Source organism: Roseateles sp. NT4 (genome assembly GCF_051857475.1).
Taxonomy (GTDB): Bacteria; Pseudomonadota; Gammaproteobacteria; order Burkholderiales; family Burkholderiaceae_C; genus Pelomonas.
In genome coordinates this window covers 1,356,589-1,377,900 of record NZ_JBPZGZ010000002.1, presented here as the reverse complement: position 1 = coordinate 1,377,900, position 21,312 = coordinate 1,356,589, and the positions used below count along the sequence as shown (strand labels likewise).

The following is a 21,312-nucleotide window of genomic DNA, read 5'->3' as shown; positions in this document are numbered from 1 at the left end:
CTCCCAGGCCCGCCCGATGGAACTGAAAGTCAACGGTCAGGCCATGAGCCTGCCCGAAATCGCCAGCGACCCGGCCATGCCGCTGCTGTGGGCGCTGCGCGACGGCCTCAACCTGACGGGCACCAAGTTCGGCTGCGGCATCGCCGCCTGTGGCGCCTGCACCGTGCATGTGGACGGCCAGGCCACGCGCTCCTGCGTGACGCCCCTCGGCGCCTGCCAGGGCAAGGCCATCACGACCATCGAAGGGCTCGGAGACAAGGACCACCCCCACGCCCTGCAGCTGGCCTGGCTGGCCGAGCAGGTGCCGCAATGCGGCTATTGCCAGAGCGGCATGCTGATGGCGGCGGCCGCCCTGCTGGCGAAGAACAGGAACCCGAGCGACGCCGACATCGACGCGGCCATGACCAATCTGTGCCGCTGCGGCACCTATCCCCGCGTGCGTGCAGCCATCAAGCAAGCGACCAGGGGCCTGAAGAAATGAAGCGGCGTACCTGGTTGCTGACCGGCGCCGGCGCGCTCGGCGCCCTCGTCGTCGGCTGGGGCTTCATGCCGCCGCGCGCGCGCCTGGGCGGCGCTCACACCCTGCCCGCGGTCGACGGCGAAGTCGGGCTGAACGGCTGGATCAAGATCGCCCGCGACGGCGCCGTCGTGCTGGCCATGAACCGCAGCGAGATGGGCCAGGGTGTGCACACGTCGCTGGCCCAGCTGGTGGCCGAGGAGCTGGACGTGCCGCTGCACACGGTGCGGCTGACGGAAGCCGGCCATGAGGCCATCTACGGCAATATCGCAGCCCTGGTCGGCGGCGTCCCCTTCGGCCCGCGCGACCAGGGACGCACCGGCTACAGGTTCGCCCACTGGATCACGGCCAAGGTGGGGCGCGAGCTGGGGCTGAACCTGACCGGCGGTTCATCCTCCATCGCCGACGCCTGGGACACGCTGCGGCTGGCCGCCGCCACCGCGCGCGCGCAGCTGCTGGGCGCTGCCGCCCTGAAGCACAAGCTGCCGGTGGACGAGCTGACGGTCAAGGCCGGCACCATCCACCACGCCAGCGGGGCCCTCAGCCACTATGGCGAGCTGGCCGCGCAGGCCGCGCTGACGCCCCCCGGCGAGGTCAGGCTCAAGGACCGCAAGCAATGGACGCAGATCGGCCAGGCCCTGCCGCGCACCGACCTCGCGGCCAAGGTGAACGGCAGCGCCCGCTTCGGCCTGGACGTGCGTGAGCAGGGCCAGGTCTTCGCCGCCATCCGCCACTGCCCCATGCTGGGCGGTGGCATCGGCCCGGCCAATGTCGACGCCATCCGCGCCCGGCCCGGCGTGCTGCGGGTCGTTTCACTCGGCCCCCTGGCCGGCTCGACCGCGGCCTATGCCGTCGTCGCGCGCACCACCTGGCATGCCCGCGAGGCGGCCCGGGCGCTGGAGGTCGATTGGCAGCCGCCGCCCAATGGCCGGCTCGACTCCAAGGACATCCTGGCCGCGCTGGAGGCCGAGGCCAGGCGAGCCCATCAAGGCGGGGAGGGCTTTGCCTTCCTGAAGCAGGGCGATGTGCAGGGCGCGCTCGCCGGCGCCGCGACCAAGCTGGAGGCCGTCTACAGCGCGCCCTATCTGTCGCACACGACGATGGAGCCGATGAACTGCACGGCCCAGGTGCTGGACGGCCACGTCACCGTCTGGGCGCCCACCCAGGTGCCGGGCTTCGCGCGCGACGTGGCGGCCCATGTCGCCGGCGTGTCGCTCGAAGCCGTGACCGTACACGTGACCTATCTCGGCGGCGGGTTCGGCCGGCGCCTGGACGTCGACTTCATCGCCCAGGCCGTGCGCATCGCGCTGGAGATGGGCGGGCTGCCGGTGCAGCTGGTCTGGTCGCGCGAGGAGGACATGACGCACGACTTCTACCGCCCGGCCGAAGTGGCGGTGCTGCAGGCCGGCCTGGACGCGCAGGGCCAGCCGCTGGCCCTGGCCATCACGAATGCGTCCGACGCCATCGTGCCGCGCTGGGCTGAGCGCGTCATGCCAGGCCTGGCGCCAACACTGGATGTGCTGAACCGCAACGCCTTCCCCGACGGCCGCGCGCCGGCCGCCCTGATGCTGCGTGGCGACGCGCCGGACAAGACGGCCTCCGAAGGCCTGTTCGAGCTGGCCTATGCCATCCCGAACGCGCGCATCGCCCACCGCCCCACGCGCAGCGGCGTGCCGGTGGGCATGTGGCGCGGCGTCGGCCATTCCCACCACGCCTTCTTCAAGGAAGGCTTCATCGACGAACTGGCCCACGCCGCCAAGGCCGATCCGGTGGCCTTCCGCATGCAGTTGCTGGAAGGCCTGCCGCGCCACCAAGCCGTGCTCAAACGCGCGGCCGAGGCCGCCGGCTGGGGCCAGCCCCTGCCCGCCGGCGTGGCGCGCGGCGTGGCCGTTCACGAAAGCTTCGGCAGCGTGGTGGCCCAGGTGCTGGAGGTGACGAAGGAAAACGGCAAGCCGCGCGTGAAGCGTGTCGTCTGCGCCATCGACTGCGGCACCGTGGTCAACCCCGGCATCGTGGTGCGCCAGATGGAGAGCTGCATCGTCTTCGGCCTGACGGCGGCGCTGTGGGGGCGCATCGACATCATCGACGGCGAGGTGCAGCAGAAGAGCTTCCCCGACCACCCGCTGATGACGATGGCGCAATGCCCCGTCATCGAGACCCATCTCATGCCCAGCGACGCCCCACCCACCGGCGTCGGCGAGCCCGGCCTGCCGCCTGTGGCACCGGCCCTGGCCAATGCCTGGTTCGCGCTGACCGGCGAAAGGCGGCGCAGCCTGCCGCTGGGCGGCTGACAGAACGGCGGTCTCGAATGAAAACGGCGGCCTTCGAGGCCGCCGTTTTGCTTCAGGCCTGGATTACAGGCAGCAGGCCATCAGCTGCTGGACGCAGCAGGCCAGGTCGCCGCAGCAGTTCTGGGCGGCAAAGGCGACGGCCGAGGCCGACAGCAGGGCGACCGCGGCAGCGGCGCGGATCATCAGTTTGGATTTCATGGAAGTCCTTTGAAGTTGGAAAAACAACGGGGTGGAGGCGCGCGTCCCTAGTCGGGTGGCGTCCAGATCTCGTCAATCCAATCGTCAAAGGCCATGGCCAGGGCCATCGGGCCGAGCAAGGCTGGCACAGCGGTGAACTGCGCCGGCTCGGGCGCGGGCAGCGCAGCGGGGCTGGCGGAACACAGCGCGCAGACAGCCACGCAGGCCGGCATGGCGTCGCAACCGCCCTGATCGCAGCAGGGCTGGGCCGCGCGCGCCAGCGGCCCCAAGGCCAGGCCGGCGAGCAGCATCAGCACGAGAGCGAGACGGCGCAGCATGGGCGGACTCTAGCGCCTGAAGCTCAGACCTTCATGGAGAAGGGGTTGAAGTTGGTGCCGCGGTCGTAATGGTCTTCGCCTTCGACGCGCTTCAGAAAGGCCACGACCTTGGCCGTCAGCGGATACATCACCGCTTCCCAGATGGTCTTGAACAGGTACTGGGTGACGATGACGGCGAACAGCTGCTCGTTGGGCCAGATGCCGTAGAAGGCGATCAGGAAGAAGACGCCGGTGTCGACGAGCTGGCCGACGATGGTGGAGCCGACGATGCGCGCCCACAGGAACCTGCCCTGGGTCGCGATCTTCATCTTGGCCAGCACGAAGCTGTTGGCGAAACTGCCGCAGGCGAAGGCGATCATGGAGCCGGCGACGATGCGCCAGGTGTTGCCGAACACGGCATCCAGATGCGGCTGGTAGGCCGCCATGAAGTCGTTCTGGGCCGGCGGCAGGTGCACGACGACATAGGCCATGAAGGCCGAGAACACCAGGGCGCCGAAGCCGGCCCAGACGACGCGGCGGTCGCGGCCATAGCCGTAGACCTCGGTCAGGATGTCGCCAAAGATGTAGCTGATCGGGAAGAAGAACAGGTCGGCGCCGAAGGTGACCGTGCCAATCACCGGCAGCGTCAGCTGGGCCGCCTTGGCCGCACCGATCAGGTTGGAGCACAGCAGCACGCAGACGAAAGCCGCCATGATCAAGTCGTAGTACTTGAAGCTGCGGGGTGCGGGTGCGGTCATGGGCTCCTCCTGTTGGAGCCGGCATTGTCAACGCGCCGACGTCAAACGTAACAGCGTCTGGTGCAGCTTGGGCGTGTCGATGGGCTTGGTCAGGAAGTCGTTCATGCCGGCCGCGAAGGCGTCGTCACGCTCCGAGACCAGGGCCGCCGCCGTCAGCGCGACGATGGGCAGCTCGCCCGCCTTGAAATGCTTGCGCAGCTCGCGGGTGGCGTCGTGGCCGCCCATGACGGGCATCTGCACATCCATCAGCACGATGTCGAAGGGCTTGCCGACGCTGGCCGCCGCCAGCACGGCCTCGATGGCCTGGCGGCCGTCGCTGGCCTGGGCCACCTCCATGCCCCATTGCTCGAGCTGGGCCACGGCGATCAGCATGTTGACCGGATGGTCCTCGGCGATCAGCACGCGCCGGCCGTGCAGGGCGTCGTGGGCATGGCCGGCAGCGCGGGTCTCGCGCGGCTGGTGGGCCATGGGGGCCGGTGCGCCCGGCAGGGGCAGCTCGGCCCAGAAGGCCGAGCCCTCGCCCGGTGCGCTGTTGACGCCGACCTCGCCGCCCATCAGCGTCGCGAGTTCGCGGCAGATGGACAGGCCCAGGCCGGTGCCGCCGAAGCGGCGCGTCGTCGATTCGTCGGCCTGGGTGAAGGGCTGGAAGAGACGGGCCTGCTGATCCGGCGCGATGCCCGGACCGGTGTCGCGCACCTCGATGTGCACCCACTCGCCGGCGCTGCCGCGGGCATTGGCGGGCAGGGCGCGCACGGCGACGGTGATGCCCCCGGACTCGGTGAACTTCAGCGCATTGGTCAGGTAGTTGGACAGGATCTGGCGGGTGCGCAGTGGGTCGCCGAAGACCCAGCTCGGCAGGGCCGGGTCGATCTCGACGGCAAAGGTCAGGCCGCGCGCCTGGGCCAGCGTCAGATAGGCCAGGCGGATGGAGGCCAGCAGCTCGCGCAGCGAGAAGGGCTGGCTCTCCAGCGTCAGGCGGCCGGCCTCGATCTTGGACAGGTCCAGGATGTCGGAGATCAGGCCGGACAGGCTCTCGGCGCTGTCCATCATCTGGTTGAGGTAGTCGCGCCTCTGGGTGTCGGAGATGTCGGGCTGCTGGGCCAGGCGGCCCAGGCCCAGCAGGCCGTTCAGCGGCGTGCGGATCTCGTGGCTGGTGTTGGCCAGGAAGGCGCTCTTGGCGCGGCTGGCGGCCTGGGCCTCGTCCTTGGCATGGGCGAGCTGGTCCTCGACGCGACGTCTCTCGGTGACGTCCTCGATGATCCAGATGGTGCCGCCGCGGCTGGGGTGGGCGGTATCGACCACCTGGGCCAGCAGGCGGGCCAGGAAGGTCGAGCCGTCGCGGCGGCGCATGGTGCGCTCGGCCTCGACCTGCTCGCCATTGGCCAGGCGCGGCCCGAGGTCGCGGCCCACGGACTGCCAGTCCTCCACGCTGGGCCAGACGACGCTGCCATGCTGGCCGATCAGGGCGCCGCGCTCCCAGCCGAACATGGCCTCGACACGCGGGTTGGCCAGCACGAACTGCTGGTCGCGCGTCAGGGCAATGCCGATGGACGCGTTCTCCAGGATGGCGCCGTGCACGAGGCGGGTGCGCTCGCTCTCCGACACGTCGCGGGCATACAGCACCAGATAGTTCTGGCCGTCCATCTCGAAGGGCGCGACCGACACCAGCATGGAGATGGCGCTGCCGTCCTTGCGCCGGAAGCTGATGGGCACATTGCTGGCAACGCCGTCACGGCGGATGGCGTCGCGCACGGCGGTGCGATCGGCCGTGTTGTGCCAGATGCCGATGTCGTCGGCGGTGCGGCCCAGGATCTCCGAGCTGTTCCAGCCGCTGAGCTGCTCGAAGGCCTTGTTGACCATCGCATAGCGGCCGCTCTCGGCCTCGGTCAGCGTGATGACGTCGGGACTGGTGGCGACCAGGTGCGACAGCAGGCCTTCGCTGCGGCGCAGCGCGTCCTGGGCGCGGCTCTGCTCGGTCTGGTCGGTGAAGAAGGTCAGCGTGGCGGGGCCCGACGCCGTCTCGACGCGCACGCTGGTGGCCTGCACCAGGCGGCGGCGGCGCGACAGCGTGCGCAGCCGGTACTCGGCCATGGGCTGCATGGCGCCGGGGGCCAGGCCCTCGAGCCGCGCGGCCTGCTGGCGGGCGGTCTCGTCGTCGCCGGGCTCGTAGTGGCTGAACAGGTCCTGGCCGATCATGCTGGAGCGCTGTGCATAGCCGAACATGGCCATGGCCGCGGGGTTGGCGTCGACGACGCGCCCCCAGCGGTGCAGCACCAGCGGGCTGGGCGAGCGGCGGAACAGCTCGCGGTAGCGCGTCTCGGTGGCCTGCACGGTCTGCTCGGCAGCCACTTCGCCGGTCACGTCGCGGCCGACGCCCCAATAGCCGCGGAAATTGCCCTGCGCATCGAAGCGCGGCTCGCCGCTGATGGAAACCCAGCGCGAACTGCCATCCAGACCGACACGGCGCGCCACCATGCCGTGGAAGGGCCGGTGCGATTCGAGGTCGGCGCGATGGGCGTCGAGTTCGTCATCGGACAGGCCCATGGCGTCGATTTCCCAGGGCGTCTTGCCGATGCGGCTGCTCAGGTCCAGGCCCGAGCTGCCCGGCCTTTCTTCGGCCACATGGGTGAAGCGGAACTCGCGGTCCATCTCCCAGTACCAGTCCACCGCCATGCCGAGCAGGCCGCGAAAGCGCGCAGTGCGTTCGTCGGCCTCGGCGAGGGACCGCTTGACCATCTTCAACAGGCCGACGCCGGCCACCAGGCCCGAGCCCAGCAAGCTGAACTGGATGATGGCGCGCAGCGCCAGGCTGGACGAGGCGGTGGGATGCGTGGCCCAGCCCATGGCTTCACCCGCACCCAGGCCGGCCAGAGCGGCCGCGCCGAGCAGGGTCAGCACGATGCCGGCGAACAGGCCCAGCAAGCCGGTCGCGAAGGCGACGACCAGGCTCATCAACGGCAGGCTCAGCGACCACAGGCCGAGGTCGCGCGACACCGCGGCGGCCACCGGCAGTGCCAGCACCAGCGTCATCATGCCCAGGGCGATGAGGGGCTGCTCCTTGCGGCGCGGCGCGCGCGACAGCACGGCCAGGCGCAGCAGGGCCAGCACTGAAATGACCAGCGACAGGGCCGGCGGCAGCCAGCCATCCAGCCACTCATGTGGCTGGCGCGTCCACCAGAACAAGGCAGCCACCGGCACGAAGACCGGCGCGCAGGCCATCAGGAAGACCCGCGAGGCCTGCAGCCGCATGCTGGTCTGCAAGCGCTCGTGCTGCTCTTCGGGCGGTTCGGCGTGCCCGACGAGGCTGCTGAGTTCTTCGCCGGTCCGCCCCATGTTCAGACGAGCGACAGTCTGGTGGCTTCCGCCACGGCGCGGGCACGCGCCGCGAAGTCGGCGCCGCTGCTGGCGTAGAGGATGGCGCGCGAGGAGTTGACGGCCAGGGGCGCCGTGCGGCCGGCGGCCTGGACGACGGCGGCGGCATCGCCGCCCTGGGCGCCCACACCCGGCACCAGCAGGGGCAGCGTGGGCGCGAGCTCCCGCACACGGGCGATCTCGCCCGGATACGTCGCACCGACAACCAGGCCGAGCTGGCCGTTGCGGTTCCACTGCGTCTCGGCCAGATGGGCCAGGTGCTCGAACAGCCTCGGCTGGCCGGGCACGTCGGCCAGGCGCTGCATCTGCCAGTCGTCGCCGCCCTTGTTGGAGGTGCGGCAAAGCAGGATGGCACCCTTGCCTTCATAGGCGAGGTAGGGCTCGACGGAGTCGAAGCCCATGAAGGGCGACAGGGTCACGGCGTCGGCCTGGTAGCGCACGAAGGCCTCGCGGGCGTACTGCTCGGCGGTAGAGCCGATGTCGCCGCGCTTGGCGTCGAGGATGACCGGCACGCCGGGCGCGACCTCGTGGATGTGGGCGATCAGGCGCTCGAGCTGGTCTTCGGCGCGGTGGGCGGCGAAGTAGGCGATCTGCGGCTTGAAGGCGCAGGCGAGGTCCTTGGTGGCATCGACGATGGCCGCGCAGAAGTCATAGAACTTCGAGACATCGCCGGCCCAGGCCCCCGGCAGCTTGGACGGCTCGGGGTCGAGGCCGACGCACAGGCGCGAGTGGGAACAGGCTTGAAGTTGGGAAAGAAAACTCATGCCGCGGATTGTCCAGGGTCATCCGAAGGCCGGGCATTGCGGGATGCGACCCGCCTTTCGGTCAGCAGGTGCAGGCACCGCTGGCAGCCGGGCTGAAGCGACGGCTGTCTCATGGATCAGAGCACGCTGGTCAACTGGCGGCTCTGCACGAAGAGCTCGAAGGCCTCGGCAGGCAGCGGGCGGCTGAACAGATAGCCCTGCACGGCCTGGCAGCCCTGGCGGCGCAGGAAGGCCAGCTGGCCTTCGGTCTCGACGCCTTCGGCCAGGGTCTGCAGGCCCAGGGCGCTGGCCATGCGGATGACGGCGTCGACGATGGCGCGGTCTTCGGCATCGTCGGTCAGGTCACGCACGAAGGACTGGTCGATCTTGAGCTTGCTGACGCGGAACTTCTTCAGATAGCTCAGCGAGGAGTAACCGGTGCCGAAGTCGTCGATGGACAGATGCACGCCGCGTGCATGCAGCTCGTTCATGACGGTGATGGCCATGGCCGGGTTGTCCATGGCGGCGCCTTCGGTCAGCTCCAGCTCCAGGCGTTCGGCCGGCATGCCGACCTCGTCCAGCACACGGCCGACGAGTTCCGGCAGGTCGTCGTGGCGGAACTGCACGGCCGACAGGTTGACGGCCATGGTCAGCTCGGGCAGGCCGGCAGCGTCCCAGCGGCCCAGCTGGGTCAGGGCCTCGCGCAGCACCCATTCGCCGATGGGCAGGATGAGGCCGGAGGTTTCGGCCACCGGGATGAACTCGCCCGGCGAGACCCAGCCGAGTTCGGGATGGTTCCAGCGCAGCAGGGCCTCGGCGCCGACGATATGGCTTTCGCCGTCGGCATCCAGGGCGAACTGCGGCTGGTAGTGCAGGCTGAGCTGGTTGCGCTCCAGCGCGCGGCGCAGCGCGTTTTCGAGCTGAAGGGCGCGGGCCGACTGGGCCTGCATCTCGCTCGTGAAGAAGCGGTAGGCATTGCGGCCGTCCTTCTTGGCGCGGTACATGGCGGCGTCGGCGCATTTGCACAGCGTGTCGAAGTCGTCGCCGTCGGTCGGGAACATCGCGATGCCCATGGACGGCGTGACGGTGAGTTCCTGCTGGTCGACATGGAAGGGCGCGCTGGCCAGGCCCATCAGCTTGGTGGCCAGGTGGGCGGCGCCGGCGATATCGGTCAGCGGCAGCACCAGCACGAACTCGTCGCCGCCCATGCGGGCCACGGTGTCCTGCTCGCGCACGGCACCGCGCAGGCGGCCGGCGAGCTGGTTCAGCAGGCTGTCGCCGACGCGGTGGCCGAGGGAGTCATTGACGTTCTTGAAGTGGTCCAGGTCCAGGAAGAGCACGGCCAGCGGCTCGTCGTTGCGGCGGGCGATGTCGATGGCCTGACTGGCGCGGTCGGCCAGCAGATGGCGGTTGGGCAGGCCGGTCAGGCCGTCGAACAGGGCCAGGCGCTCGGCGCGGGCCTCGGCGGCCTGCTGCTCGGCGACCTTGAGCTCCAGCGCTTCGACGGTCTGGCTGAGCTGCTCGGTGCGCTGCTCCACCAGGGCCTCGAGCTGGGCCTTGGCCTGCACCAGCTCCAGCTCGGCCTTCTTGCGGGCGGTGATGTCCTGGGTGATCCAGATCGAGCCGCGCGACAGGTCGCTGCGGTCGATGGCCTTGCTGCGCACTTCGCACCAGACGGGCGTGCCGTCCTTCTTGCCCAGCAGCATCTCGGCATGGAAGGAGTCGCCACGCGACAGCGGCTCGTAGCAGGCGTCGCCGGCGGCCTTCCAGTCTTCGTCGCTGAGGTACCAGGCCCGCGAGAACTGGCCATCGAGCTCGCCCGGCTCGTAGCCGAACAGCTGCTCGAAGGCGCGGTTGCAGCGCGTCACGCGGCGGCCGCGCAGGAAGACGATGCCGACCATGGCGTGATCGAAGATGAGCTGCTGCTCGGCGTGCAAGTCCTGCAGGGCCGCGTCGGCCTGCTTGCGCTCGCTGATGTCGTCGACGATCCAGATCGAGCCGTCGGCCGGTTCTTCGACGTTGATGAGACGGCCGGTCAGGTGGGCCCAGAACAGCTCGCCGTTCTGGCGCCGCATGAATTGCTCGCCGCGGAAGGTCTCGCCGGTGGCCAGCACGGGGTAGGCGCGGGCGCCGAGGCCACGCGCATCCTGCTCGCTCCGATAGAGCTCCAGGCTGCTGGTGCCGACGGCCGCTTCCGGGCTGTCGAAGCCGTAGATCTCGGCATAGCGCTGATTGCAGCGCACCAGCGTCCTCGCCTTGACGAAGACCACGCCCACGCCCGCGTTGGCCAGGATGACATCCAGCTCGCGCAAAGCCTGGCTGAGCGCGGGGTTGTCGCTGGAATCGGGCGCAAGGCTCATGAAGGGTCTACGAGGCGGCGGTCTGGCAGCTGTTCGGGGAACGGAGCATGACCGGTTATTGTCTTGTCTCATGCATATCCTGGATACCGAACGCCTGTCACTGCGTGAATTCACACCGCTTGACGCCCCCTTCCTGCTGCGCCTCGTCAACGAGCCGGGCTGGATCCGCAACATCAACGACCCCGGCGTGCGCAGCGTCGACGACGCCCTGGCCTGGGCCGAGGGGCGTTTGTTCAAGGCCTACCGAGAACTCGGTCACGGTTTCTGGGCCCTGGAGCGGCGCGCGGACGGCGTGCTGGTCGGCATGTGCGGCCTGTTCAAGCGCCCCGCCCTGCCCGAGCCCGACCTCGGCTACGCACTGCTGGCCGAGCACGAGGGCCAGGGCTATGCGGTGGAGGCGGCGCGGGCCTGCGTGGCCCATGCCAAGGCCGCCTGGGGCTGGCCGGTGCTGATGGCCATCACCGCCGTCGACAACGCGCCCAGCGTCGCCTTGCTGGGCAAGCTGGGCTTCGTCGAGCTGGGCCAGGAACAGCTCGAGGGCTACAACGAGCCCTCTCGCGTGTTCAGACTGGATCTCTAGCCAGTTGGGGGCAGAGCGGCTTGCTGGCGCACGCCCGGTCTGCCCCGCAAGGCCTCAGACCTTCTTCGCCAGGTCCGCTGCCAGGCCGGTATAGCTGCCCGGCGTCATCTTCAGCAGCCGCGCCTTCTCGGCCTTGGGCAGGTCCAGGCCCTCGATGAAGGCGCGGATGGATTGCTCGGTGATGGCCTTGCCGCGGGTCAGCTCCTTGAGCTGCTCGTAGGGGTTGGGCAGGCCGAAGCGGCGCATGACGGTCTGGATGGGCTCGGCCAGCACTTCCCAGGCGGCGTCGAGGTCGGCGGCGAGGGCCGCTTCATTGACCTCCAGCTTGCCCAGGCCCTTGGCCAGCGAGTCGTAGCCCAGCAGCGCATAGCCCAGGCCTACGCCCATGTTGCGCAGCACGGTGGAGTCGGTCAGGTCGCGCTGCCAGCGGCTGACGGGCAGCTTCTGGCTCAGATGGGTCAGCACCGCGCTGGCCAGGCCGAAGTTGCCTTCCGCGTTCTCGAAGTCGATGGGGTTGACCTTGTGCGGCATCGTCGAGCTGCCGATCTCGCCCGCCTTGGTGCGCTGCTTGAAATAGCCCAGGCTGATGTAGCCCCAGACGTCGCGCGACCAGTCGATCAGGATGGTGTTGGCACGCGTGAAGGCATCGAACAGCTCGGCCATGTAGTCGTGCGGCTCGATCTGGATGGTGTACGGGTTGAACGTCAGCTTGAGCTGCTTCTCGATGACGGTCTTGGAGAACTTCTCCCAGTCATGCTTGGGCCAGGCCGACAGATGGGCATTGAAGTTGCCGACGGCGCCATTCATCTTGGCCAGCGGCTTGACCGCGGCGATGCGCGCGCGGGCTGCCACGAGGCGGGCCACGACGTTGGCGATCTCCTTGCCCACCGTCGTCGGGCTGGCCGTCTGGCCATGGGTGCGGCTCAGCATGGGCACGGCGGCGAACTGGTGGGCCATCTTGCGCAGGGTCTCGACGATGCCGTCCAGGGCCGGCAGCATGACCTCGTCGCGCGCCGCCTTCAGCATCAGCGCGTGGCTGGTGTTGTTGATGTCCTCGCTGGTGCAGGCGAAGTGCACGAACTCGCTCGCGGCGAGCAGTTCGGGCTGGCCTTCGAAGCTGCGCTTGATCCAGTACTCGACGGCCTTGACGTCGTGGTTGGTCGTCCGCTCGATGGCCTTGATCTCTTCGGCGTCGGCCTCGCTGAACTTCTTCACCAGGCGGCGCAGGCGCGAACGGGCGGCGGCCGACAGCGGCTTGAATTCCTTGAAGCCCGCGTCGCTCAGTGCGATGAACCACTCGACCTCGACCTGCACGCGGCGGTGCATCAGGCCGTACTCGGACAGCAGCGGGCGCAGGGCAGCCACCTTGGCGGCGTAGCGGCCGTCCAGCGGCGAGAGGGCGCTGATCGGGTTGAAGTCGGTTGTGGTCATGGCGGGCCGGCGGATCGTGGAAAACCCGCAATTCTAGGGAGGGTCTGCGGCGCCCCGGGGCCTCGCAGCCCCTCCCCTTCAGCGCTCGCTGAAGAAGCGAACCCGCTCTTCGTCAGCCGGATGGGTGGAGATCGCGATGGCCAGAGGGCTGTTCTCCACCGTCGCCTTGTGCTTCTCGGCCAGACGTTCGAAGAACACCGCCATGCGCGAGGTGTCGGCGCCGCCGGCACGCGCCAGGCTGCGTCCGTACTGGTCGGCCTCACGCTCGTTATCACGCGAATAGGCGTTGCCCGCCAGCACCGCCGGGGCCGAGGCCAGCAGCGCCGAGAAGTCACCGATGATGACCGAGGCGACGATGCTGACCGCGCCGGCCCGCAGCATCAGCCGCAGGCCGTGGCGATGCTGCACATGGCCGATCTCGTGGGCCAGCACCGTCATGACGGCGTCGGGCTCGTCGGCCAGCAGCTCCAGCAGTTCGTCCGTGATGACGATGTCGCCGCCCGGCAGCGCAAAGGCGTTCGGGCCCAGGGCCTTGCCGCCAGCGCGGAAGTGGATCTCGAAGCGCTGCGGCACGGGCACTTCGGCACGGGCGCGCGTCAACGCATCGGCCCAGCGCTGCCGCCAGCCCTGCTGCTGTTCGGCATCGAGCTTGCTGTGCTTGAGCCAGTCGCCGTCCAGCCTGCTCAACACCTGCTCGCCGAAGGCCCGCTCGGCCGACAGCGGCGTGGCATCGACGGCCTTGTCCACGGCCCAGGGCAGGCCCCAGCGATAGGCCGCGGTCAGGCCGGCAACGAGCAGCACCACGGACATCAGGGCCAGGCGCCAGCTCTGCTGCCATTGCACGACGACGCTGTCGCCACGGCCCGAGGCTTTGGCCCAGACGTCGAAGGCCGGCGCATCGGCAAAGCTCAGCAGCCCGCCGGCGGGCAGCAGGATCTGGCGCTGGCCATGGCGCTGGCGCTCGGGCCAGGTCAGGGCGGACACCGCCACACTGTGCTCGCCGTAGTGCAGGGTTGCGCCCTCCAGCCAGACCTCCACCGGCCGCGCGCGGGCGCTGCGGCCGTCGAACCAGTCGGCGGTGAGACGCGGGCCGACGTCCATCACAGGCCCATGTCGATACCGAAGAAGTCGCCGGCGATGTCGCCGGTCGCATCCGCATGCCCGGCATGGGCAGAGGCGACCCAGTCGGCCGGGTCTTCGTCGCAGCCGATGCTGACGGCCTCCAGCCGCAGGCGCGCGGTGGACACGGCGGCAAAGGGGCGGTACAGGCTCAGCGTCAGCGCCGTCAGCAGCCAGTTCTTCAGCGTCAGGCCGAACAGCGCGCGGAACTTCAGCCGGCTCCTGAACGCCAGGGCCTCGCTGCGCGTGCCGTTCCAGGCCAGGTTCTGCATGCGCGCCGCGCCATAGGGCAGCACGACGACGAACATCAGCAGATACATCAGGCCGATGCCCACGCCCACCAGCACGCCGGCCAGCAGGGTCTTCTGGCCCCCTCCCAGCACGCCCGCGGCGCCGATGCACACGACCACCACGCCGCCCAGCAGCAGAGGCAGGAAGCCCACGCCCATGGTCTTCAGCGACAGCAGATACAGCTTGGCCACCGACAGCTTGATGCGGCTGTGCTGTCCGGCAATGCGATAACCGTTGTGCTGGTAGCGCTTGAACAGCGTCAGCGACCAAGGGGCAAACAACGTCATGCACATCGCGCCGATCGAGTAGATGGCCATGCCGGGCGTGAAGCCCTCGGCCGCCTTGAGGGCCTCCGGGTCCAGCGATGTGGCGCCGCCCACCAGGCAGATGGCCGGCAGGTAACTGGGTGCACAGGCCAGATAGGCGTCCCGCAGCGAGCCGTCGAAGCGCATGCGCAGGCCGCGCCAGCTGGTGTTGCCGAGGCGGAACTGCAGCGAGGCCCGCCACAGGGCCGGCCAGACGGCGCACAGGATCAGGAAGGCGACGAAGGCCGCGGTGCCGGAGAGATGGCCCGCGGCGCTGTAGACCGCCATCAGCAGCACCAGCAGCAGGAAGCCGCGGAACATCTTCCAGGGGTCGCCGTGAAAGCTCAGCGCCTGGCCGTCGACCAGGGTGTTGGCATAGAAGTAGCGGATGCGCCTGGCCTTGGCAAAGGGCAGGTAGAGCCCCAGCGTGACGAGGATGAGCAGCAGATTGACCGACCAGATGCGGAAGTACTCGCTGCCTGATCCCGTGAAGCGGATTTCGAGGACACGCGGCACGGGCGGCGACGCTTCGGCAGCCGCGGCGGGGGCGGCATCAGGCTCTGGCATGGAATCTCCCTGGGAACGAATCACCGTCTGCGCGGTGGGCCGGCCGACACTCTGGCGACCGCGAGCCGGGCTGGCAACCCCCGCTTGCGTGGCTGTCGGTCCCAGCCGACAGGCCTTTTTCACGGGCGGATCGCCCAGGGGCGCTGGCTAGAATCGTTTCGACTTGTGATCCCCGTATTTGCCCTATGACCGCGATGAAGTTGATCGGTTCTCTCGCCAGCCCTTATGTGCGCAAGGTGCGCATCGTGATGGCCGAGAAGAAGCTCGATTACCAACTGGTGCTTGAAGATGTCTGGGGCAGCGACGCCATCCTGAAGATGAACCCGCTGGGCAAGGTGCCCTGCTTGGTCATGGAAGGCCAGGACTCCATCACCGGTGCCGTCTTCGACTCGCGCGTCATCGTCGAGTACGTCGACACCCTGTCGCCCGTGGGCAAGCTCATCCCCGAGCGCGGCCGCGAGCGCTGCGAGGTGCGCACCTGGGAAGCCCTGGCCGACGGCATCATGGACGCCGGCATCCTGGTGCGCCTGGAGCGCACCTGGGTGCATCGCACGCCGGAGCAGCGCAGCCCGGCCTGGATCGACCGCAACATGACCAAGGTCCACGCCGCGCTGGCCGCGATGAGCCAGGGCCTGGGCGAGAAGGCCTGGTGCTCGGGCAACCATTTCTCGCTGGCCGACATCTCGCTGGGCTGCGCCCTGGGCTGGCTGGAGTTCCGCTTCCCGGAGATCAACTGGCGCGAGACCCACCCCAACCTGGCGCGTCACATGGACAAGCTCTCGCAGCGCCAGAGCTTCGCGGACACGGTTCCGGCCTAAGCGATCAGCAGCTCGCGCGAGCGCACGTGCAGCAGGCGCACCAGGCGCCAGACGCGGCCTTCGATCTCGGCGATCTGCAGCTTCCACAGCGTCGCGATCTCGGCCAGCAGCAGGCCCTGGGCCAACAGCGTCAGCAGATGACGGCTGGCCTGGTCGATCTGGCGACCGGCGGGACTGGCGTCCAGCGGCGCGGCCGCCTGGCGGGCAATCGTCAAGGGGCTGCGCTCGATGCCGAAGGCCGCCATGGCCTGACGGGCCAACTGGGGGCTGAGCATGGCGCGACGGCCGTGCAGACGCGTCAAGGCCTCGACCAGGCCGGCACCGCTGCCATCGTCGATGTGATAGGCATTGGCCCCGGCGGCCAGGGCAGCGAACAACTGCAGATCGTCGGCCGTCGGCGTCAGCAGCAGCAGTTGGGGTCGCACCGGCAAACGGCCCAATTCATGGGCAACGCGCATCGCGTGGCTGTCAACGAGGCGCAGGTCGCTGGCGACGATGTCGGGCTGCAGCGCTGCCAGCTCGGCCAGCGCATCGGCCAGCACGGTGCTGCTGCCCGCCAGTTCCACGCCCTTGGCTTGCAGCAGCAGCGAGCGGGTGCGCTGCAGCGTGGGCTCGCTGAGGCGGAGGAGATAGACGGTCGGCATGTGGCGCAGATGTAACCGCCCGCATTGTGCGCGTTTTGGCCGCCACACCCCTAATTTGTAGGCCTGTTCCCCCGCGACCCGGCGGCACTGGATTGGGGGTCAGGCCGCTCGCTCGATGCTGCCCTGCGGCGCAAAACTGTGGGCACTGGCCAGCGGCCAGTAGACGCGGAAGGTGTTGTGCGGCAGCTCGCCACGCAGCACGGAGCCGGGCTCGACGAAGGGCAGCAGATTGGCCAGCAGGCGCACCTCGTGCTTGTCCAGGCGGTGCACGATGTGCTGGGCCGTGATCTCCTGCGGGTGGCACAGGCCGGCGGCCTCGACCAGCTCCTTCAGTGCCTTCAGCGTGTTCTGGTGGAAGTTGGCGACACGCTGGGCCTTGTCCGGCACGACCAGGGCGCGCTGGCGGTGCGCATCCTGCGTCGTCACGCCGGTCGGGCAGTGGCCGGTGTGGCAGGCCTGGGCCTGGATGCAACCGAGGGCGAACATGAAGCCCCGGCCGGCATTGCACCAGTCGGCGCCCAGGGCCATCAGGCGCACGATGTCGAAGGCCGTCGTGACCTTGCCGGCGCAGCCGATCTTGATCTTGTCGCGCAAATTCAGCCCGACCAGGCTGTTGTGCACCAGCAGCAGACCCTCCTGCAGCGGCGCGCCGACGTAGTTGGTGAACTCCAGCGGCGCCGCGCCCGTGCCGCCTTCGGCACCGTCGACGACGATGAAGTCCGGCGTGATGCCGGTTTCCAGCATGGCCTTGCACAGCGCGAACCATTCCCAGGGATGGCCGATGCAGAGCTTGAAGCCGGTCGGCTTGCCGCCGGACAGGGTGCGCAATTTCTCGATGAACTGCATCATCTCGACCGGCGTCGAGAAGGCGCTGTGACGGGCCGGCGAGATGCAGGCCACGCCCTCGGGCACGCCGCGCGCAGCGGCAATCTCGGCCGTCACCTTGGGGCCGGGCAGCACGCCGCCATGGCCCGGCTTGGCGCCCTGGCTGAGCTTGAGCTCGATCATCTTGACTTGGGGGTCGCGGGCGCTGGCCTCGAAGCGCTCCGGGCTGAAGGACCCGTCCTCGTTGCGGCAGCCGAAATAGCCCGAGCCGATCTCCCAGATCAGGTCGCCGCCATGCACGCGGTGGTGGGCGCTGATCGAGCCCTCGCCGGTGTCGTGGGCAAAGCCGCCCTGCTTGGCGCCCTTGTTCAGCGACAGGATGGCATTGGCGCTCAGCGCGCCGAAGCTCATCGCCGAGATGTTGAAGACGCTGGCCGAATAGGGCTGGGCGCGGCCGGCACCGATGGTGATGCGGAAGTCGTGGCTGGTCAGATGTGTCGGGGCCAGCGAATGGTTGATCCACTCATAGCCGCGCGCACTGACGTCGAGCTGGGTGCCGAAAGGCCGCTGGTCCGGATCGCCCTTGGCGCGCTGGTAGACGATGGACCGCTGAGCGCGCGAGAAGGGCGCGGCGTCGTTGTCGCCTTCCAGGAAGTACTGGCGGATCTCGGGCCGGATGAACTCCAGCAGGAAGCGCAGATGCCCGATGACGGGGTAGTTGCGCAGAATGGAATGACGCGTCTGGCGCGAATCGCGCAGGCCCAGCAGCGTCAGCCCCAGGAAGACGATGGCCAGCACGCCGTCGATGAGCCCTCCCATCCAGCCGATGGCAAAGACCAGGGCCAGCAGGCCGCAGACCATCCACGTCAGATAGCGCAGTGGAAAGTGCTCGTTGATGCGTCGCGTCCAGCCGGGCCAAGCAAGCATGGGCAATCCTCACAAACCGTGACCGGCGGATGCTAAGGCCGAAGACCCTCACAATCGCCCGCATCAACCCTCAAGGTAGTTGCCGATGAAGTCCTTTTTCTCCACGCTCGGTTGGCTGTTCTCCAAGGCCTGGTGGCTGCTGGACGGCACGCGCCGCGCGCTGATGAACCTGATGGTGCTGTCGCTCATCCTCATCGTCGTCATGGCCATCATGACGCGCGGCCCCAAGCCGCTGGCCGACAAGACGACGCTGGTCCTCAAGCTCGAAGGCAATCTCGTCGAGCAGTTCTCCGGCAGCCCGCGCGAGCAGCTGACGGCTCAGGCCCGCGGTCAGAGCGTGCCGCACCAGACCCGGCTGCGCGACGTGCTGGCCGTGCTGGACCAAGCCGCCAAGGACGACAAGATCAGCACCCTGCTGCTGGACGTCGAGGAACTGCAGGGCGCGGGCCTGGCCGGCCTGCACGAGGTCGCCGGCGCGCTGCAGCGCTTCAAGAAGAGCGGCAAGCCGGTGCTGGTCTATGCCGACAGCTACAGCCAGCGCGCCTACTTCCTGGCCGCCCAGGCCAACGAGGTCTATCTGCATCCCATGGGCATGGTCAGCATCGAAGGCTTCGGCCGCTACCGCACCTATTACAAGGACGCCCTGGACCGCATCGGCGTGACGCCCAACGTCCTCAAGGTCGGCACCTACAAGAGCTTTGCCGAGCCCTACACCGCCAACGGCCCCAGCCCCGCGACGCTGGAGGCCGAAGGCCTGGTCTATGGCGAGCTGTGGACCGGTTTCACGGGCAGCATCGAGGCCGCCCGCAAGCTCGAGGCCGGCAGCATCGCCAAGACCATTGCCGACCTGCCCGCGCAGATCGCTGCCGCCCAGGGCGACGTCGCCAAGCTGGCCGTGCAGACCAAGCTCGTCGACGGCCTGAAGAACCGTGACGAGATGCGTGAGCTGCTGATCGCCAAGGGCGCCAAGGACGAGGAAAGCAAGAGCTTCCGCCAGGTGTCCGCTGGCCAGTACATGGCCTATCTGAAGGACGCCGGCACGCCCAACAAGCTTCAGCCAGGCATCGGCATCGTCGTGGCCGAGGGCGAGATCGTCGATGGCGATGCCGGCCCGGGCCGCATCGGCGGCGACTCCACCGCCCGCCTGATCCGCAAGGCCCGCGAGGACGACGCCATCAAGGCCGTCGTGCTGCGCGTGAACTCGCCCGGTGGCAGCGCCTTCGCCTCCGAGATCGTGCGCCGCGAGCTGGAGCTGACGCGCAAGGCCGGCAAGCCCATCGTCGTCTCCATGGGCGACGTGGCGGCCTCGGGCGGCTACTGGATCTCCATGGCCAGCGACGCCGTCATCGCCGATGCCGGCACCATCACCGGCAGCATCGGCGTGTTCGGCATGCTGCCCACGGCCGAAGGCCTGATGGACAAGCTGTCCCTGCACACCGGCGGCGTCACGACGACCTGGCTGGCCGGCGGCTACGACCCGCGCCGCCCGCTGGACCCGCGCCTGAAGGCTGCCGTGCAGGCCAGCATCGACAACACCTACAGCCGCTTCACGACGCTGGCGGCGCAGGCGCGCAAGAGCACGCCCGAGAAGATCGACACCGTGGCCCAGGGCCGCATCTGGACCGGCAGCCAGGCCAAGGAGCGCGGCCTGGTGGACCGCCTGGGCACGTTCGACGACGCCGTGCAGACGGCCGTGCAGCTGGCCAAGCTGGAAGTGAAGGCCGGCGAGAAGCCGCGCCTGGCCTATGTCGAGCGCGACCTCAGCCGCGGCGAGCGCCTGCTGGCCTCGCTGACCGACACGCTGGCACCCTCCCTCAGCGCCTCCATCAGTGCCTCACTCGGCCTGGATGCCCTGCCCGTGCCGGTGCGCGAGGAACTCGCGGTCCTGAAGGAGCTGGCCCAGCACTCCGCCCGCGGCCAGTGGGACAAGGTCGCGGCGGTGCACTGCCTGTGCGCTGTGCCTTGATCCGCTACTGAGACTGCTGCTGCATCTTCGCCAGCAGCTCGGCCATCTTCTGCTGCACGGCCTGGATGGCCTTCAACGGCCGGATCATGACCTTGAAGTCATCGATCTGGCCGTTGCCGTTCCAGCGGATCAGGTCGACGCCGTTGACGGCCACGCCTTCCAGCTCCAGCTCGAACTCCAGCAGCGCATCGCGCTCGCCGCGGATCTCGCGGACGTAGCGGAAGCTGTCGTTGCCCAGGATCATCAGCGCGGCGCCGAGGTATTGCGAAGCCAGCAGCTTGCCGCGCTGCGGCGTGTGCACGACGGGCGAATGGAAGACGACGTCGTCGGCCAGCAGGGCGGCCAGGGCGCGGGGGTTGCGGGCTTTCGCCAGCTCGTGCCAGGCGTCGATGGGATGGGTCATACCTGTTCCGTAGTTGTTGGTCGATGAATCGGAGTTTCGGGCCGAGCGCCGGGCCGCTCCCTAGCCGGCCCGGGTTGGCGATGTGCTTGCGGCTAGATGCCGCAAGCATCGTCGTCCCCTCGGGGGCTGAGGCCGGACACAGGGCGCCCAGTGGGCGGCATGTGCCTGCCGAAGGGCTGCGGCACTGCCGCAGCGCGGTCTGCAAGACCGACCAGACCCGCTCGCGTGCAGCGACGCGGGATTGGGCGAGGGGCCTCAATTTATGGCCAATGGCGCTGGAAGACGGCCGCGACTTCCGGGTGCTGTTCCACGCGCAGCAGCTGGGCGTAGAAGCTCGGCCTGTCGGCCTGCAGCATAGGCCGCGAACCCGACCACTTGGAGACCACCGTCGCCAGCAGCTCCAGGGCGCCGGGCGAGCCGGCGTCGAAGCCGATCTCGAACTGGTCGGCAAACAGCCGCCAGTGCTCGTGCAGGCGAGCCCGCGTGCCGGCGCGGATCTGCGCCTTCATGGTGTCGTCGCAGGGCTCGCACCAGCGCTCGGGGTAGTCGATGACGCTGATGGCCGCATAGCAGTTGGACGCCACATAGACCAGGCCGCGGATGGCCCGCGCCCGGGCGCTCGCGTCCAGCGGCAGCAGCAGGCCGGGTGATGCCGTCAGGCCCAGATGGATGAGGATGGCCGCGCTTTCCGTCAACACGGTGCCGTCGGCCAGAACCAGGGTCGGAATTTGCCCCAGCGGGTTCACCTTCAACAGTTCATCCCGCTCCGGGCCAGGGTTCCAGGACGCCGCGTCGACGCCGGTGTAAGCCAGGCCGGCCCGCGTCAGCGCCGCCTCGATGGCGGCCGATCCCGAACCCTTGGTGCCGTACAAGGTCAACATTGCCATGACTCCTTTGTCGA

At 69.0% G+C, this 21,312-nt stretch carries 18 protein-coding genes; 5 read left to right on the top strand and 13 right to left on the bottom strand.

Features of this window, described 5'->3' with window-relative positions; all coding sequences use genetic code 11:
* The first annotated feature begins 16 nt into the window (after positions 1-16).
* Positions 17-481: a (2Fe-2S)-binding protein gene (locus tag ACS5PN_RS16105; protein WP_439464990.1), complete on the top strand. Its 465-nt coding sequence runs from the start codon at positions 17-19 to the stop codon at positions 479-481.
* Positions 478-2,808, top strand: coding sequence for a molybdopterin cofactor-binding domain-containing protein (locus ACS5PN_RS16100; RefSeq protein WP_439464989.1), 2,331 nt, complete (start codon positions 478-480; stop codon positions 2,806-2,808). The genes ACS5PN_RS16105 and ACS5PN_RS16100 overlap by 4 nt, the downstream gene beginning before the upstream one ends.
* A 63-nt stretch (positions 2,809-2,871) precedes the next feature.
* On the opposite strand, the gene ACS5PN_RS16095 is transcribed toward ACS5PN_RS16100, so the two are convergent.
* The 6 genes from ACS5PN_RS16095 to ACS5PN_RS16070 form a co-directional block, all read right to left on the bottom strand.
* Positions 2,872-3,006, bottom strand: a complete 135-nt coding sequence (locus ACS5PN_RS16095) for a hypothetical protein (protein WP_439464988.1) — start codon at positions 3,004-3,006, stop codon at positions 2,872-2,874.
* A 47-nt stretch (positions 3,007-3,053) separates the two neighbouring features.
* The gene (locus tag ACS5PN_RS16090) at positions 3,054-3,323 is read right to left on the bottom strand and encodes a hypothetical protein (protein ID WP_439464987.1); all 270 of its coding nucleotides are present in this window, start codon (positions 3,321-3,323) and stop codon (positions 3,054-3,056) included.
* A 23-nt stretch (positions 3,324-3,346) separates the two neighbouring features.
* Positions 3,347-4,060 carry a queuosine precursor transporter gene (locus ACS5PN_RS16085; RefSeq protein WP_439464986.1) on the bottom strand — a complete coding sequence of 238 codons (714 nt, stop codon included), beginning with the start codon at positions 4,058-4,060 and terminating at the stop codon, positions 3,347-3,349.
* Positions 4,061-4,087: 27 nt separating this feature from the next.
* Complete coding sequence (locus tag ACS5PN_RS16080) at positions 4,088-7,393, bottom strand: PAS domain S-box protein (RefSeq protein WP_439464985.1); 3,306 nt, start codon at positions 7,391-7,393, stop codon at positions 4,088-4,090.
* Positions 7,394-7,395: 2 nt separating this feature from the next.
* Positions 7,396-8,196, bottom strand: coding sequence for an orotidine-5'-phosphate decarboxylase (gene pyrF / locus ACS5PN_RS16075; protein ID WP_439464984.1), 801 nt, complete (start codon positions 8,194-8,196; stop codon positions 7,396-7,398).
* Positions 8,197-8,312: 116 nt separating this feature from the next.
* A complete protein-coding gene (locus tag ACS5PN_RS16070; RefSeq protein WP_439464983.1) occupies positions 8,313-10,535 on the bottom strand; it encodes a putative bifunctional diguanylate cyclase/phosphodiesterase in 2,223 nt (740 codons plus the stop codon).
* A 70-nt stretch (positions 10,536-10,605) separates the two neighbouring features.
* Between ACS5PN_RS16070 and ACS5PN_RS16065 the strand changes: the two genes are divergently transcribed.
* Positions 10,606-11,115 carry a GNAT family N-acetyltransferase gene (locus ACS5PN_RS16065; protein WP_439464982.1) on the top strand — a complete coding sequence of 170 codons (510 nt, stop codon included), beginning with the start codon at positions 10,606-10,608 and terminating at the stop codon, positions 11,113-11,115.
* A gap of 54 nt (positions 11,116-11,169) precedes the next feature.
* Here the strand turns inward: ACS5PN_RS16065 and purB are convergent, their stop codons facing one another.
* From purB to ACS5PN_RS16050, 3 genes are all read right to left on the bottom strand, one after another.
* A complete protein-coding gene (gene purB, locus ACS5PN_RS16060) occupies positions 11,170-12,546 on the bottom strand; it encodes an adenylosuccinate lyase (RefSeq protein ID WP_439464981.1) in 1,377 nt (458 codons plus the stop codon).
* A 78-nt stretch (positions 12,547-12,624) separates the two neighbouring features.
* Positions 12,625-13,647, bottom strand: coding sequence for a M48 family metallopeptidase (locus tag ACS5PN_RS16055; RefSeq protein WP_439464980.1), 1,023 nt, complete (start codon positions 13,645-13,647; stop codon positions 12,625-12,627).
* Positions 13,647-14,828 carry a YjgN family protein gene (locus tag ACS5PN_RS16050; RefSeq protein WP_439464979.1) on the bottom strand — a complete coding sequence of 394 codons (1,182 nt, stop codon included), beginning with the start codon at positions 14,826-14,828 and terminating at the stop codon, positions 13,647-13,649. The genes ACS5PN_RS16055 and ACS5PN_RS16050 overlap by 1 nt, the downstream gene beginning before the upstream one ends.
* A gap of 194 nt (positions 14,829-15,022) precedes the next feature.
* Between ACS5PN_RS16050 and ACS5PN_RS16045 the strand changes: the two genes are divergently transcribed.
* Complete coding sequence (locus ACS5PN_RS16045) at positions 15,023-15,646, top strand: glutathione S-transferase family protein (protein WP_439464978.1); 624 nt, start codon at positions 15,023-15,025, stop codon at positions 15,644-15,646.
* On the opposite strand, the gene ACS5PN_RS16040 is transcribed toward ACS5PN_RS16045, so the two are convergent.
* Positions 15,643-16,290 carry a hypothetical protein gene (locus tag ACS5PN_RS16040; protein WP_439464977.1) on the bottom strand — a complete coding sequence of 216 codons (648 nt, stop codon included), beginning with the start codon at positions 16,288-16,290 and terminating at the stop codon, positions 15,643-15,645. The genes ACS5PN_RS16045 and ACS5PN_RS16040 overlap by 4 nt on opposite strands.
* A 99-nt stretch (positions 16,291-16,389) precedes the next feature.
* Complete coding sequence (locus ACS5PN_RS16035; RefSeq protein ID WP_439464976.1) at positions 16,390-18,042, bottom strand: FMN-binding glutamate synthase family protein; 1,653 nt, start codon at positions 18,040-18,042, stop codon at positions 16,390-16,392.
* An 85-nt stretch (positions 18,043-18,127) separates the two neighbouring features.
* Here ACS5PN_RS16035 and sppA point away from each other — a divergent pair, with 85 nt between their 5' ends.
* Positions 18,128-20,008, top strand: a complete 1,881-nt coding sequence (gene sppA, locus ACS5PN_RS16030) for a signal peptide peptidase SppA (protein ID WP_439464975.1) — start codon at positions 18,128-18,130, stop codon at positions 20,006-20,008.
* A 4-nt stretch (positions 20,009-20,012) separates the two neighbouring features.
* On the opposite strand, the gene ACS5PN_RS16025 is transcribed toward sppA, so the two are convergent.
* Both ACS5PN_RS16025 and ACS5PN_RS16020 read right to left on the bottom strand, forming a co-directional pair.
* The gene (locus ACS5PN_RS16025; protein ID WP_439464974.1) at positions 20,013-20,411 is read right to left on the bottom strand and encodes a nuclear transport factor 2 family protein; all 399 of its coding nucleotides are present in this window, start codon (positions 20,409-20,411) and stop codon (positions 20,013-20,015) included.
* A gap of 260 nt (positions 20,412-20,671) precedes the next feature.
* Positions 20,672-21,292, bottom strand: coding sequence for a glutathione S-transferase (locus ACS5PN_RS16020; RefSeq protein WP_439464973.1), 621 nt, complete (start codon positions 21,290-21,292; stop codon positions 20,672-20,674).
* Positions 21,293-21,312 lie beyond the last annotated feature (20 nt).

Bases quoted from the DNA above. Each gene is read 5' to 3' on its own strand.
- ACS5PN_RS16105 (WP_439464990.1), top strand. From the start codon at position 17: ATGGAACTGAAAGTCAACGGTCAGGCCATGAGCCTGCCCGAAATCGCC.
- ACS5PN_RS16100 (WP_439464989.1), top strand. From the start codon at position 478: ATGAAGCGGCGTACCTGGTTGCTGACCGGCGCCGGCGCGCTCGGCGCC.
- ACS5PN_RS16095 (WP_439464988.1), bottom strand. From the start codon at position 3,006: ATGAAATCCAAACTGATGATCCGCGCCGCTGCCGCGGTCGCCCTGCTG.
- ACS5PN_RS16090 (WP_439464987.1), bottom strand. From the start codon at position 3,323: ATGCTGCGCCGTCTCGCTCTCGTGCTGATGCTGCTCGCCGGCCTGGCC.
- ACS5PN_RS16085 (WP_439464986.1), bottom strand. From the start codon at position 4,060: ATGACCGCACCCGCACCCCGCAGCTTCAAGTACTACGACTTGATCATG.
- ACS5PN_RS16080 (WP_439464985.1), bottom strand. From the start codon at position 7,393: ATGGGGCGGACCGGCGAAGAACTCAGCAGCCTCGTCGGGCACGCCGAA.
- pyrF (WP_439464984.1), bottom strand. From the start codon at position 8,196: ATGAGTTTTCTTTCCCAACTTCAAGCCTGTTCCCACTCGCGCCTGTGC.
- ACS5PN_RS16070 (WP_439464983.1), bottom strand. From the start codon at position 10,535: ATGAGCCTTGCGCCCGATTCCAGCGACAACCCCGCGCTCAGCCAGGCT.
- ACS5PN_RS16065 (WP_439464982.1), top strand. From the start codon at position 10,606: ATGCATATCCTGGATACCGAACGCCTGTCACTGCGTGAATTCACACCG.
- purB (WP_439464981.1), bottom strand. From the start codon at position 12,546: ATGACCACAACCGACTTCAACCCGATCAGCGCCCTCTCGCCGCTGGAC.
- ACS5PN_RS16055 (WP_439464980.1), bottom strand. From the start codon at position 13,647: ATGGACGTCGGCCCGCGTCTCACCGCCGACTGGTTCGACGGCCGCAGC.
- ACS5PN_RS16050 (WP_439464979.1), bottom strand. From the start codon at position 14,828: ATGCCAGAGCCTGATGCCGCCCCCGCCGCGGCTGCCGAAGCGTCGCCG.
- ACS5PN_RS16045 (WP_439464978.1), top strand. From the start codon at position 15,023: ATGAAGTTGATCGGTTCTCTCGCCAGCCCTTATGTGCGCAAGGTGCGC.
- ACS5PN_RS16040 (WP_439464977.1), bottom strand. From the start codon at position 16,290: ATGCCGACCGTCTATCTCCTCCGCCTCAGCGAGCCCACGCTGCAGCGC.
- ACS5PN_RS16035 (WP_439464976.1), bottom strand. From the start codon at position 18,042: ATGCTTGCTTGGCCCGGCTGGACGCGACGCATCAACGAGCACTTTCCA.
- sppA (WP_439464975.1), top strand. From the start codon at position 18,128: ATGAAGTCCTTTTTCTCCACGCTCGGTTGGCTGTTCTCCAAGGCCTGG.
- ACS5PN_RS16025 (WP_439464974.1), bottom strand. From the start codon at position 20,411: ATGACCCATCCCATCGACGCCTGGCACGAGCTGGCGAAAGCCCGCAAC.
- ACS5PN_RS16020 (WP_439464973.1), bottom strand. From the start codon at position 21,292: ATGTTGACCTTGTACGGCACCAAGGGTTCGGGATCGGCCGCCATCGAG.